1 protein-coding gene is annotated in these 16,182 nt (G+C 45.7%); it reads right to left on the bottom strand.

Features of this window, described 5'->3' with window-relative positions; genetic code table 11:
* Positions 1 to 66: 66 nt before the first annotated feature.
* The gene (locus tag JMN17_RS04880) at positions 67 to 16,152 is read right to left on the bottom strand and encodes a non-ribosomal peptide synthase/polyketide synthase (RefSeq protein ID WP_202327627.1); all 16,086 of its coding nucleotides are present in this window, start codon (positions 16,150 to 16,152) and stop codon (positions 67 to 69) included.
* Positions 16,153 to 16,182 lie beyond the last annotated feature (30 nt).

Genomic DNA, 16,182 nt, shown 5'->3' with positions numbered 1-16,182 from the left:
TCCTGTTTTGAAGGCGGCTGGCGGCACCCGCGGCATTTGTGCCGGGACAGCCGCTGCCGGCCATGATTAGAAATCCAATTCGATTGTGCTTGCGAGGTGTTTCCTTTTGTTTACTTTTTCGCTTAATTGAATTTCTTTTAAAGGAATGGATGGGTTTCGTAAAATCGCCGAGAGGATCATGACGTAATCCTTGGCCATTACAGCAATGGTTTTCTTTTTAAATAGCTTCGTGCAGTAGTCAAAGCTGCCTTGTATCTCATCTTGGTCCATTACAAAGTTCAGCTGTAAATCAAATTTAGCTGTTGTATTCGTTTGTTCATAAGACTTGACCGCGAGAGAGTCCACTTCAATATCCGTGTGTTCCGTATTTTGCAGGACAAACATCGTATCGAACAATGGATTTCGGCTTAAGTCCCGTTTCACACCCAGTTTTTCTACTAGTTCTTCAAAAGGATACTCTTGATTTTCATAAGCCTTCAGCATTGTTTCTTTTGTTTCCGTTATATAATCCATAAATGTCTTTTCCGCCATCGGAGCGGTACGGATAGCTAATGTATTGACAAACATGCCGATGAGATGTTGCAAATCTTCATGCATTCTTCCCGCAATAGGTGTGCCGATGACGATATCATCCTGTCCGCTGTATTTAGCCAGCAGTATGGAATAGGCCGAGAACAAAATCATATAAGCGGTCGAGCCGGTCAAGTCTTCCAGCTGTTTTACACCTTGGATGACAGTCTTATCGAGCACAAAATTATGCCGCTTCCCATCGAAACTTCTAACCGGCGGTCTCGCAAAATCTTTCGGCAGCTCGAATGACGACAGCTCTTCATGAAATACACCCAGCCAATACTCTTCCTGCCTCTTGATTCGTTCTCTCTGTTCTTTTTGATGTTTCCATTCAGTAAAGTCTTTGTACTGAATACGGAGCGGAGCTAAATCTTTGCCGCCATACAATTGAATCAGTTCTTCGACAAAAATATTCATGGACGCGCCGTCCGTAATGATGTGGTGCATGTCAAACATGAAAACATTCCTGTCTTGTTCTAACTCAATGAGTCCGGCCCGAAGTAATGGAGCCTGACTGAGATCGAATGGCCGCACGAAGGCGCGGAAAAGTTCTTCAATTTCGTCAGGTGCCGCCTTGTACCTTTCCATAGAAAACTCCACTTGCGGTTTGATCACCTGCACTGGTTCTCCGCGGATCATTTCAAAACCGGTACGCAGTGATTCATGACGATAAATCAGTTTTTGAAATGCGGTTTGTAAGCGATCTATGTCGATTTTTCCCTCTAATGTGAGGATTCCCGGCATATTATAGCTGAGTTCGCCTCCTTCAATTTGTGTCGACAGGTAAACCATTTTCTGCACGGAGGATACAGCATAGACATCTTTTTCTTTGGCAGCCGGAATGTAATCCGGCCTGATGTCTTTCGCTTCTGCGATAAACTGTGCCATTTCTTCAACTGTCGGACATTGGAATACTTCTCTTAATGAAATGTTTTTGCTGAATTGCTGATGAATTTTGGCGATGAGAGTCATCCCCCGTAACGAGTGGCCGCCCAAATCGAAAAAGTTATCTTTCACTCCTATTTCTTTTATCTTCAAAATGTCACGCCAGATGCCTATCAGCTGCTTTTCCATACTCGTCCGCGGAGCAACGTAGTCGATCCCGGTTTGCAAACCTGCTTCAGGCATCGGTAACGCTCTTCGATTTACTTTTCCATTGGAGGTTAACGGCAGTTTCTCCAGTTGGATGAAGTATGAAGGGATCATGTATCCCGGTATTTGTTCAGCAAGGTTTTCTTTTAGCTGACTGATCGAGAGTGATTGCTTCGCTGTAAAGTAGGCATACAAATCGCTTTGCCCGTCTTCATTTTCTCTGGCCAGAACAACTGCTTCTTGGACATGCTCTAGAAGAGCGGCTTCCGGCTCACCGAGTTCAATCCGGTAACCGCGAATTTTGACTTGATGGTCCATCCTACCAGCATATTCAATGTTCCCGTCAGGAAGGTAACGGGCCAGATCACCTGTTTTATACATCCGTTGATTCGGATCATATGGATGCGGAACAAATGTTTCGAGCGTCAAAAGCTCTCTGTTATGATAACCACGTGCTAAGCTGACCCCTGAAATACAAAGTTCGCCGACAATTCCGACAGGCTGAAGCGTTCCTGCTTCATTCAAAATGAAAATCTCCGTATTTGAAATCGGTTTGCCGATTGGCTGAAGTTCCTGTTCTGTATCCGGATCAACGGTATACATGGTCACGACATGTGTCTCCGACGGGCCGTAATGATTATGCAATGTGACATGGTGGCGTGCCAGCATGTCACGCAGCATACTTGTTACGATGAGCTGTTCTCCCGCAGCGATGATGTGATCCACGCACTCGGCAAACGGTTCGAAATGGTGTTTCTCCGAGGCAAGGAGCTTAAGGAAAGCGGTCGGAAGAAATGCTGTTTGTACCCTATGCATTTTGACAAATTCATTGAGCTGACGTATTTCCCGTTTCGCCTCATTGCTGATGATACAGAGTGTTCCTCCGCTTGAAAGCGCCGAAAACATTTCTTGATAGCAGACATCAAAGCTCATTGCGGCAAATTGCAGCACTCTGTCAAAGCGCAGCTGCGTATGCCCCTGCTCATAAGCGAGCAGATTCGTCATCGTTTTATGCTCTAGCTGAACTCCTTTTGGTTTCCCTGTTGTGCCTGACGTGTAAATGATGTACATTAAATCATTTTCCGAATAGGAAAGATTAAGATTGTCTGTCCCGCCTTGATATAGTAACGGATCATCAAGCAGAAGCACTTCCCCTTTAAAGAGCGGCGGAATGACATGACCTGCACTAGTCAAAAGCACACTGGCGCCGCTGTCTTTTATCAAAAAAACCCGCCGTTCATCAGGAAGTTCCGGATCGATAGGAAGAAATGCTCCGCCCGCCTTTAATATGGCTAAAATGCCGATGATCATATTTGCTGAGCGATCCGTGAGAACGGCAACCACCTGATCTGTGCCAACACCCTTATCTTGGAGGATGAGCGCCAACTGATTGGAACGTTCATTCAGCTGACGATAAGTCAGAGTTTGATTTCCAAATATGACGGCTTCATGATCTGGGTTAAGCGCAGCCTGCTGCTCAAAAAGTTGATGAACCGCTGCCGGATTACGTTTTTCTGCAGTTGCAGTATCGTTAAAGAGTTTCTGGATTTCACTGTTCTCTTCTTGGGTCATCATATCCAAACTAGCCAGCTCGGCCTCAGGCTGTTTGATAACCGAATCAATCAGCTGCACAAAATGTCCCATCATACGTTCGATCGTTTCCGGTTTAAACAGAGCCGTCAAGTATTCCATCGTGAAATGAATACCCGACTCCTCTTCCACAGCCGTTAAGGTTAAATCAAATTTAGCCATCGTATGTTCACTTGGGAATGGTTTGAAAGTTACGTCATTTATCTCTAACTGTTCCTGCTCCGTGTTTTGAAGCACAAACATGGTGTCAAACAGCGGATTACGGCTCAAATCTCTAGCAATATCCAGTTGATCAACCAGCGCTTCAAAAGGGTAATCTTGATGCTCGTAAGCTTTCAAAGCATTCTCCTTCACCTCGGCCAGATACTGAGTGAAATTCTTCCATTTTTCAGGGTGATTTCTCATCGCCAGTGTATTTACAAACATTCCGATAATGGGTTCCAAATCCGCATGCGGTCTCCCCGCTATTGGGCTGCCGACAATAATGTCTTCCTGGCCGCTGTATTTTGAAAGCAATAAGGTATAAGACGCAAGGAGCACCATATATAAAGTGGATTCTGTTTGAGATACGAGCTGCTTTAACCCTTCGCTTTTTTGCTTATCAAGCGTGAAATGCATCGTGGCTCCCGCAAAATCCCGTGCCGACGGCCGTTTATAATCGGTAGGCATATGAAGGACAGGAACGTCGCCGCTGTACAGCTCTAACCAATAGGCTTCTTGGTTTTGGATCTGTTTTAAACGCGCTTGTCCGGTCTGCCATACTGCGTAGTCCTTGTACTGGATGCGCAGGGGCGGCAATGTCTCTCCTTCATAAATCCGAATAAATTCTTTAATCAATACGCTCATAGATGTTCCGTCAGAAATAATGTGATGCATATCAAACAGCAGAATTCCGCGGTCAGGTTGAAGTTCAATCAGCCCCACACGAAGCAGCGGCGGCTTCTCCAGATCAAACGGACGAATAAATTGGCGGATATAAAGGTCTGCATCATTTTCTTCTGCCTGATACCACTCTGCTTCAAACTCTGCGTGATCCAAGACATACTGAACAGGTTCTCCGCCGGCCATTTTAAAACCGGTGCGCAAAGATTCATGACGTTGAATCAGTGTGAGGAAGGCTTGCTGCAGCTTATCACGATCAAGCTTGCCCTCGACAGCCATCAGACCCAGCATGTTGTAACTGAGTTCTCCGCCTTCCAGATGATTGAGAATGTACAATCGTTTTTGCGCCGAAGATACCGGATAATATGGTCTTTTCTCAATTGCAGGAATCCCGGCATACCCGGTTTGCTCCATCGTCGTGATTTCCCGCGCAAGCTGTTCAATGGTTGGGAAACGGAATACGTCCCGCAAAGGAATTTGGACATGCATTTGTTTTTGTATTTTTGCAATAAGCGCGGTTGCCCGCAGGGAGTGGCCGCCGATATCAAAAAAGTGATCTCGAATCCCGACCTGCTCTAACCCGAGAACATCCTGCCAAATTGCCGTCAGCTGGATTTCTGCCGGAGTCTGCGGCAGCACGTATTCTATGCCTTTATCCCGATTTTTGACCGGAGCCGGTAATAACTGACGGTTCAACTTCCCGTTTGGCGTCAGCGGCATCTTATCCAGCTGCACAAAATGAGCCGGTATCATATATCCCGATAAATGCCGTGCCATACTTTCGCGAAGTTCACTGATCTGTATTGGATTATCCGCAGTATAGTATCCGCATAGGAAATAATCTCCATCCGCATCTTTAAGGGCAATTGCGGCGGCTTCTTGAATATCGGGGATGTTCAGCATTACCGATTCGATTTCACCGAGTTCGATCCGAAAACCGTGAATTTTCACCTGATGATCAATCCGGCCGATAAATTCAATATTTCCATCTGGCATAAGGCGGGCCAGATCACCGGTTCTATACATTCGGTCCGTCGGGACAAACGGATCGGTAGAAAATTTTTCATCCGTTAGTTCCGGCAGGTTCAAGTAACCCCGTCCGACACCGTCCCCTGCAATATACAGCTCGCCTTGAACGCCAGCCGGCTGTAGCCGTTTTTTTGAATCCAAAATGTACATGCGGTTGCTGCCTAACGGCTTGCCTATAGGGACATAGTTTTGGCTGCGTGTCCAAGCATCGGAAGCACATTCAATGTTGAAGAAGGACGCGTCTACGCAAGTTTCTGTAGGGCCATATACATTGGTGATCGCAGGCGCAGCACCATGCTCGCCGAATGCTTGCATGAGCTTATTTACCGTCGTTTTGGAAAGCGCCTCTCCTCCGATTAACAGATGCTGAAGCGGGACTCCCTGCAAATCACCTGCAGCTATCAAAAGTTTTAAGTGGGCAGGTGTTCCGTCAGTTATATCAATGCAATGCTGCCGATAGTAACGGCATAATGCTGCACCGTCTGACACGACATCCTTGGGAACAATAAACAAGGTATGACCTAACAGCAAGGAAGCATACATCTGCTGAACAGAAGCATCAAAATAATATGGGGCAAGCATGGCAACATTCAGCTCCGCATCATAGGCAGAGTAAACTTGGCGGCTCAGTCCTTCAATCAAGTGAATGACCTGGCGATGTTCAATTAGCGTGCCTTTAGGCTTGCCTGTCGTGCCGGAAGTATAAATGGCATAGGCCAGTTGACTCGACTGATAAGAGAGCGCAAGGCCGCTGTCTTTTTCGTGATAGGCACTTTCCTCCATGAGATCGATACATGTTCCTGAGAAGCAGATATTATCCTGCAGCTTCCCGCGATAAAGCAATACACTGATGCCTGAATCACTAAAAATATAACGAATGCGTTCAGGCGGAGAATCAGGATCTATCGGCAAATATGCGCCGCCCGCTTTTAAAACTCCCAAGATGCCTACAATCATCTCCAGCGATCGTTCAGTCATAATGCCGACAAGCTGATCGGACTGTACTCCCTTTGCCTGCAAGGTTCGCGCAAGCTGATTGGCCCGCCGATTCAGTTCCCCGGAGCTTAATTGGTTACCCTCGAATACAACCGCCGTATGGTCCGGCGTACGATGCGCTTGTTCCTCGAACCACTCATGAATCGTTTGTTCGTGCTGATATTTCTTGCCGACAGACTGAAAATGGCTGAGCAGGTCTTCTTTTTCTCGTTGAGTCAAAAGCTCCAATTCTTCTATTTTGACAGATGGCTGCTTCAATACTTGCTGCATGAGCTGTTCAAAATGTCCGCAGATCTGCTCCACTTCTGATTTTTCATATTCATTTTCATTAAAACCGAAATGAACGGCCAGCTGTTTGCCAGGAATGACAACCACATTCAAATCATAATGGGAGTGTTCCTGCATATGAAAATTCATGACGTTCAGTTCCGTATCATAACGGCTTGCCTCTTCAACCTGCTGCCCTATCGGATAGTTTTCAAAGATCATGATATGGTCAATCAGGTTTTGTTTCTGTTCCGTCTGGGCCTGAATTTCGTATAAAGGAAAGGTATCGTATGCTTGGGAAGCCAGTGCGTTTTGTTGAACCATTTGCATCGTATCAGCAAAAGAACTGTCCTCATCACAGCGGATGCGAACCGGAATGGTATTGATGAACAGGCCGATCATCTGTTCCACCCCAGGGATTTCCGCCGGCCTTCCGGACACGACGTTGCCAAATACAACGTCTTGCGACCCGCTGTATTTCTGTAATAAAATTCCCCACAACGTTTGGATCAACGAATTTAATGTCACTTGATGCTGGTTTGCGATCTGCTGCAATTGCTTTGTCTGTTCTTGGTCTAGTTCGCAGGTCACATTAGCATAGGCATATGCTTTTTGTTCATGCTTCGGTCGTTTATGAAGAAGCCTGGTTTCACCTTTATAACCGTCAAGATACTCGCTCCAGTACCGTTTGGCCGCTCCCTGATCTTGGAGATGAAGCCACTCGATATAGTCGCTGTAATGAGCTGCAGAAGGCAGTTCTGTTTCTCTGCCTTCTTGCAAGGCGTTATAATACTCAAACACTTCCTTCGTGATAAGAGACAGGCACCAGCCGTCCATAACAATATGATGAAAGCTCCAAATCAAATGATATTTGCTGTCTTCCATACGGAAAATCGCTATGCGCATCAGCGGATCCCGAGCTAAGTCAAATCCTTTTGCCTTGTCTTCTCTTTGATAGGCTGCGATTGCATCCTCACGCAGATGCTCCTCTATGTCACGCAAATCTGCAAAATGAATTTGCGGTTTTTGCGTTTTATAGACAATTTGTAAAGGAGTATCGTTCCAGCCGCTGTAAAAACGGGTTCTGAACACGGCGTATGTTTCAAATAATCGTTCCAAGCTCGCTTTAAAGCAATCAATCTTTAACTCTCCCTGCAAATCGAACGATGCTTGTTCGAAATAAGAATGTGAGTCCTCATCCAGCAAGCTGTGGAAGAGCATTCCTTTCTGCATCGGAGTGAGCGGATACACGTTTTCAATCTCACCTGCATGCGGCAGTTGAATGAGGAGCTGATCCAATTCGTCAATGGACATGCCTTTTAACAAAATATCGCTTGGCGTCAGTTCCGATTGTTCTTTATGAACGCAATGCGTAATGATTGTCCGCAGGCGGCTTTGAATCGTTTCCGATAACCGCTTGATCGTTTCTTTTGTGTACTGTTTGCTGCTGTAGCTGATCGTAAACCTCAGCTGTCCCTCGGTTATCATTCCGTTTATATTCAAGACATATGGTCTTTCTTGATTCCCGCTCGAGTCTGAACCGCAGGAGTAAGAAGATAATTGAATCGCATGCTGCTGCAAATCTTGGTCAAACTGCCCCAGGTAGTTAAAACAAATCTCCGGATTTAATTTTGATGGCATTGCGTCGCTTAAGTACCTTGCTATTCCATATCCGATCCCTTTATGCGGAATGTGGCGCAGTCCTTCTTTGGTCAACTTGATATAATAAGAGATTTCTTTGCCTGATTGCGCGTGTAGAACAACTGGATACAGACTTGTGAACCATCCAACCGTACGGGAGACATCCATATCTAGACTCATCTGTTCTCTTCCGTGTCCCTCTAAATGAATCGGAATCTGTTCAAGTCCTGACAAGTGTGATATGGAAAGACCAAGGGAGGTTAAAAGCAAATCGTTTATTTCAGTGTTATAAGCGCGATTCGCTTGTTTTAATAACAGCTCGGTTTCTTCTTTAGTCCATTCCACGGTTTCCGTTTCACTGTCTTTTGAAGTCGTATGTGTTTCATGAAAATCCTTAGGCAGCGGTTTCACATCGGTTTGTTCGATCTTTGTCCAATATTCCTGTTCTTGTTTTATGGTTTCACTTTGCGTATATTCAGAAAGCCTCTTGGCCCATAATTGGAAAGAGTCCGTTTTTTGCGTCAGTTGAATCACTTGCCCGTTTTCAGCTTGCCTGTAACCACTAACGATATCCTCCAATAAAATCCGCCATGAAACCCCGTCTACAATCAAATGATGGATGGCAATCAGCAAGTGATCTCCATCTGCACATTGAAACAATCCGATTTTCATTAACGGTCCGTCACTTAAACGAATACTGCCTTGTATCTCATTTGCCTTGGCTTCAATTGTCTGCCCCGGATCGGATTCTGCTTTTAGATTCAGAACTTCTAGGTGGTAAAGCCCGCTTGGCGCGATCTCTGCATTCTGTGCCTCGTAACCATTCTCTGTCTGCTGGAACGTCATGCGGAGCGCATCATGGTGTTCTGCAAGCTTTTGCAAGGTTTGGCGCAGCGGCATTTCCTGAAAACCTTCCGGGGCATACAGCATGACGGCTTGATTATAATAATGCTGATCTGTCGTTATTTGTTCGAAAAACCAATGCTGAATAGGAGTCAGGCTGACTTTTCCTTTGACTTCACCCTGATCGGCTATACGCAAATTCTGCTTGATGTGCGGAGTCAATTCGGCAATCGTTGCATATTGGAACAAGTCTTTGATTTCCATTTTGTATCCGTTTTGATTTAATCTTGATGACACTTGGATTGATTTAATCGAATCTCCGCCAAGATCAAAGAAATTATCCAAAATACTTACGTTCTCTGCGCCTAATACAGCTTCCCAGGCGGAAACTAATATTTCTTCCACGTTTGTTCGGGGAGCCTTATACTCTGCTCTGTCCTGCAGCTCGAAATCCGGAGCAGGCAGCGCTTTTTTGTTTATTTTCCCATTGGAAGTTAAAGGCATTTCATCCAGCTCAATAAAATAAGCCGGAATCATATAACTCGCCAAGCAATGAGACAATTGTTTCCGGAGCCGGGATCCCGTTATTTGCCCGCCGCTCACGTAATACGCACACAATTGTTTAAACCCGTGGACATCTTCTCTGGCTGTAACGACCGCTTTTTTAATCGCTTCTTCTTGAAGCAGCGCCGCCTCGATCTCGCCTAATTCGATACGATAGCCTCTGATTTTCACTTGTTCATCTATTCTGCCCGCATATTCAATGTTTCCGTCAGCCAGCCACTTTGCCAAATCTCCGGTCTTATACATCTTGGCTTCGGATGCAAACGGGTCATCGACAAATTTCTCTGCCGTCAATTCCGGACGGTTCAAATATCCTCTTGCCACACCGGCGCCGCTGATATAGATTTCTCCTGGGACACCGATCGGCGCAGGTTTCATATTCTCATCCAGCACATAAATGCTCATGTTTGCTGCAGCCGTTCCGATCGGTACCGATTCCCGCCTGTCCTTCACGGCATCGTAACGGTAAATCATGCAGCCGACAACGGTTTCCGTCGGTCCGTACTCATTGCATATTTCAATTTTGCCTTCGAACTGTTCATGAATACTTTTGGCTAACCGGGTGCTTAGATTCTCCCCGCCCACAATCAGTCTTCGGACAGCCGTCTTATCGGCGATGTTCATTTCTTTCAAAACCTGCAAATGGGCCGGGGTCAATTTAATAATATCCACCCTCGGGTCCTGTACAATCGATGCGAGCAGTGCTGTTTTGTCCTCTCCGTCATAGACGATGATCGTATTGCCTGTGACAAGCGGTGTGAAAATAGAAGTCACCGTCAGATCAAAAGAGATTGACGAGTACAACGGGAAGTTGGTTTTCTCGCCTTTTACATAAACTTCTTTTGCCCACCAAATATAATTGGTCAAGCCTCGGTGCTCGATTAATACGCCTTTTGGCCGGCCTGTGGAACCTGACGTATAAATGACATATGCCAAATGGCTGGCATCACTTATCGGTGCAAGGTCAGAATCATCTTGGTGATACGAGCTTTCATCATCCAGTAAAATCGTGTCGCCTTCATAGGCAAGCTGCTCCCTCACATCTCGCTGCATCAAAACGATGCCGGCTTGAGAGTCATCCAGCATATACCGAATACGGTCTTGCGGATATTCCGGATCTATAGGGACGTAGGCTCCGCCTGATTTTAAAACGGCAAGAATCCCGACAACCGATTCGATACTGTTTCTGCTGATGACAGCCACAGGATGGTCCGCCTGCACGCCCTTCGCTCGTAACGTTCGCGCCAGTTGGTTTGCCCGCTTATTGAGCTCTCCGTACGTGAGCTGCCTGTCTCTATCGATGACGGCCGCTTGATCGGGCGTACGCTGCGATTGTTTTTCAAATAATTGATAAACCGGCGTCTGCGGAAATGGCGCAGCCGTGTCGTTAAGAGTATGAAGAAGGGTTCTTTTTTCGCCTTCCGTTAACAATTCCACTTGGTCCACCTGGATATCCGCATCTGTCACGACTTGCTGCAGGATTTGCATGAAATGTTCCCGAACCCGCTCTATGCTTGCCCGATCATACACAGTTGCATTGTATTCAAAAGAGATGTTCATCTTGTCGCCCGGTATAACGGTCAAATTGAAATCGTAGTTGGTCTGTTCTTCCATCTGTACGTTGGAAATCGTGATGGATGATCCGTTTTGCCGGCCTATGCTTTCCATATACTGATCAACCGGATAATTTTCGAATATCATTAAATGTGTAATTAAATTTTGCTTTTGCGTTGTGCGTGCTTGAATATCGTACAACGGGTGCGTCTCAAATTGTTGAGACGCTACAGCTCTTTCCTGCGCCTCTTTCATAAGCTCGGCAAACGTTGTCCCGGCTTCACATCGGAACCGGACGGGAATGGTGTTAATGAACAAGCCGATCATGGTTTCCACGTTTGGAATTCCAGCGGGTCTTCCGGAAACAACACTTCCAAAAACAACGTCCCGGCTTCGGTTATATTTCTGCAGCAGAACCGCCCATGCCGTCTGCAGCAGCGTGTTCAGCGTGACATGGCGTCTGCCGGCCGTCTGTTTCATTTTCAAAGTGAGATCAGAGCTTATGTCACATGTTACTTTATCCGGAATATATCGTTCTTCCGCCGCATGGTGATCCTTAGGCAGGATGGTTTGCTCCTCATACCCCGCCAAGTACTGATCCCAATAACCCATCGCCTCTTTCGTATCCTGACGGCCGAGCCATTCAATGTATTGACTGTAGGGAGTAATTGCCGATTGCTCAGGCTGCTTTTGCTGAAGTAAGGCAAAGTAATGCTCGAATATTTCTTTTGTAATCAGCGGCAGGCACCAGCCGTCCATCAAAATGTGGTGAAAACTCCATATAAAACGGTATGCCTTTTCATCCGTGCGAAGAATGAGTAGCCGCATTAACGCGTCTTTCTCTAAGTCGAAACCCCTCATCTTGTCTTTTCTGACATATTCCTGAATCATCTCTTCTTTATGTGATTCCTTCATTTCGCGTAAGTCAATGAATTCAAAACCGATTTTTTTCGTTTTGAATATGATTTGCAGAGGCTGATCCTTCCAGCCTCTGTAAAAATTCGTGCGGAAAATGTCATATTTTTTCGATAAGCCATCCAAGCTTTTCGAAAATGAAGCAATATTCAGGTCTCCATGCAGATCAAACATCGTTTGCTGAAAATAAGCACCAGAACTCGGGTCAAACAAGCTGTGAAACAGCATACCTTTCTGCATCGGTGTTAATGGATAAATGTTTTCCGTTTCGCCCAATTCACTCGTCTGCTCCAAAAGCTGTTCCAGTTCGTCTATTGTGATATCCTTTAACAGGATGTCACTTGGCGTTAGGGTAGTCTGCTGCCGGCTTACGCAATGCGCAATGACTTCCTGCAGACTTTCTTTCAAATTCCGTGCAAATTTCGCCATAGTCGATCTTTCGTATTGTTTGTTGCTGTAGCTCAGCGTCAGCGATAATTTCCCTTCTGCAATCATCCCATTCAAATCAAGCACGACTGTTCTCTCTTGGTTTTCATTCATCGATAACCCTGTGGAAAAAGGTGATATGCGGAAAGCTTGATGCTTCAAATCTTGGTCAAATTGTCCCAAGTAATTAAACGATATTTCCGGATTCAGCTGCAGGCTTCCGGCTTCCGGGCGCCCGGATACATATTTGACGATGCTGTAATTCATCCCTTTATCAGGGATACGGCGCAGCCCTTCTTTCACGCTCTTAATCCGCTGCGACAGGTCTTTGCCGGCTTCCATCTTCAGTACGACAGGGTATTGGCTTGTAAACCATCCAATCGTGCGGGAGATATCCGCATCCGGAATAATTGGCTCTCTCCCGTGGCCTTCCACATTCACGACAATGTCTTCTATGCCAGTCCACCTGTGAACGGCGAGTCCTAATGAAGTCAGCAGCAGATCATTGATTTCCGTGTTGTAGGCGCGATTCGCATGTTTTAATAATTGCTCTGTTTCCTCATTTGTCCATTGAATCTTTACTTCTTCGCTGTCTCTTAATAACGAACCTTCGCTTATGTTGTCCTTCGGCAATGACTGCGGCTTTATGCTTGTAAGGTCAGCCCAATAAGCGATCTCCTGTTCTATGTCGGTTTCCGCTGCATACTTGGACAATTGATCCGCCCAGAATGGAAATGAATCTGTTTTTTGCGGGAGCTGGATCGTTTGCCCGTGCTCTGCCTGCTCATAACCGCTTGCAAAATCCTCAAGTAAAATGCGCCAGGATACTCCGTCAATCACCAAGTGATGAATCGCAATCAGCAAATGATCTCCGTCGGGACATTGGAACAAACCAAGCTTCATCAAAGGACCCTGGTCTAATACCATGCTGCTTTGAATCTCATTCGCTTTATCGGCAATCGCTTGAGCCGGATCGGTTTCCCCTTTATAATTCATCACGTCCAGATGGTATAATTCACTTTCATCTGTCCCTGTAATTCGCGGAGCGTATCCATTCGGCGTTTTTTCAAAAATCATTCTCAAGGCATCGTGATGAGATGCGACACGTTCCATCGTCCGGCGAAGCGGCTCCTCTTTAAAGCCTTCCGCCGAATATAACATGACGGCCTGATTGTAATGGTGTGCATTCAGCATTTTTTGTTCAAAAAACCAATGCTGAATCGGGGTCAGATTTGTCCGGCCGTTTACTTCTTTTTGATCAGCCTTCCTGCCAACCGGCGCTACAAATTGACTTAGATCAGCAATCGCAGGGTATTTAAACAAATGCTTCATATCAACCTTGTATCCGGCTTGATATAATCTCGAAGACACCTGAATTGATTTAATCGAATCTCCTCCAAAATCAAAGAAATTATCGAGAATCCCTATACGCTCAGCCCCTAATACTTCTTGCCAGATAGACGCCAGCAGTTCTTCTGTTGGGTTTCGCGGGGCTATGTATTCGTTATCCATCCGCGTTTTTTCTTCGGCAGCAGGCAAAGCTTTCAAATCAATTTTTCCATTGGAAGTGAGCGGTATGTGTTCCAAATGGATAAAATAGGAGGGAATCATATAATCCGGCAGTTTACGGGACAAATCGTCTCTGAACTGCGCAGCGGTCAAAGAAGGCTCACCGACATAATAGGCATACAATTGCTTGGCTCCGTCTTCGTCTTCCCACGCAACGACAGCAGCTTCACGAACTTTTTCAAGATTGAATATGGCGGCCTCTACCTCGCCGATCTCGATACGGTAGCCGCGAATTTTCACTTGATGATCGATTCGCCCTAAATATTCGATTCTTCCATCTGGCAACCACCTGGCGAGGTCACCCGTTTTATACATCTTTTGACCAGGAAGATGCACATGCTGAACAAACTTTTCTTCCGTCAATACAGGCTGATTGAGGTAGCCGCGGGCCACTCCCGCTCCTCCGACATACAGCTCTCCCGGTACGCCGATCGGCTGGATTTGAAGGTGCGCTCCTAAAATATAGGCTTGGTGGTTGGCCACCGGTTTGCCGATTGTGATCTGTTCATCTGCGGACTGAACAGGGTGAAATGTAGATACCACACTATTTTCGGTCGGTCCGTATTCATTATTGATTTGAATGTGAGGCTGCAGAGAATATAGCTTCTCAACTGTATCTATTTCCAGCTGCTCGCCGCCTACAACAACATGCTGGACATGAATAAAGTCCTCTGCGTTCATTTGTTCGATCATCGTTTTCAGAAGACGGGGAGAAGTTGAAAAATGTGTAATTCTCTCTTGTTTCATGGTGTTTTGAATGGCGAAAAGGTCTTTATTCTCTTCATTTGGCAAAAGGTGCAAGGTTGCCCCTGATATAAGGGGGCTGAAGAAATTTAAAATGAATGCATCAAAAACATAGGGATACAAGACAAGCACGCGATCCTTGGCAGAATGCTTGAAAAACGCCTTCTTCCACTGAAGCGAGTTCACAATGCCGCCGTGTTCAACCATGACCCCTTTCGGCAATCCTGTTGTGCCTGAGGTATAAATGACATAGGCTAAATGGTTGTGTTCCGCTACGGGTGATAATAATGAGCAGTCCGTATGGTAAGATGATTCATCATTCAGATCGATCGTTGGTCCGTCAAAGGTCAGGCTGTTTTTGAAATGACGCTGAACAAGGAGAACGTCTGCATTCGCATCATGAAGCAGATATTGAAGCCGCTCTTTTGGGTATTCAGGGTCCAGGGGCACATAAGCGCCCCCCGCCTTCCAAATGGCTAGAATAGACACGATCATTTCTAATGAACGATCAGCCAGAATGGCGACCAACGTATCGGCTTGAACGCCGCAGTTACGCAATGTTCTTGCCAAACGGCTGGCCTTTTCATTCAATTCTCTGTAGGTCAGATGGCTGTTTTTGAACTTGACGGCTTCATGCTCAGGCGTTCTTTGTGCTTGTTCTTCAAATAATTGATAGACGGTTCTGCTCCCGGAGTAATCTGCGCCGGTGTCATTAAAATCAAACAATAGTTTCTGTTTTTCTGTTTCGGGTACGACCTCTGCCGTATGGATCGCAGCTTGAGGCTGAAACAAGATTATAGAAAGCAGCTGATCTAAATGGGCTGCAATTTGATCTATATAGCCCTCGTCGTACAGATTGCCGTTATAAAAAAGCTTTAATTGAATTCCGTCGTTCTCCAAATCAAAGTGAAACAGCATATCGGTCGCAACATCTTCTTTAAATTGCAAGGAATGAATTTGGTTAAGCGAAACGACGGTATGAATCAACGGCAGACGCTTATCATTGTATTGCACGTTTAGATGCTGAACCATTTTTCGGAACGGCAGGTTTTGATTTTTCAGCGAATCATGAACGGCTTCTTTTATTTGCTCGAATACGGTTTTAAACGTGCTCTGGCTTGTAAGCCTGTTTTTCAAGAGGACAATGGTGTTAACAGCTGACTGGCTGCTTTTTTGCTTCGATATCGTTGGAATGCCAAGAATCAGGCTCGTTCGATCCGTATATTTATACAACAAGCATTCAATACCTGCCAATAAAATCAAATAGGCAGCCATGTCAGAATGATTAGCCATTGTCATTATTCTTTGAGATACTTCCGGAGATAAGGAACGGCAGATGCATTTTTCCTGATAGCCGGTACGGGACAATGACGTGTTGTCCGCCGCTTTAAAGTAAGGGAATGCGCTTAGGCCGTCATCTTCATCAAATAGGTTATCCCAGTACATTTCTTGAGTTTTAAAAACCGACATTGGAGCACCTCATTTTGTATAATTTAAAGA

The sequence above is a fragment of the Bacillus sp. RHFS10 genome, from assembly GCF_016757475.1.
GTDB classification, from domain to species: Bacteria; Bacillota; Bacilli; order Bacillales; family Bacillaceae; genus Bacillus; species Bacillus subtilis_G.
This window is presented reverse-complemented; position numbering and strand designations above follow the sequence as displayed.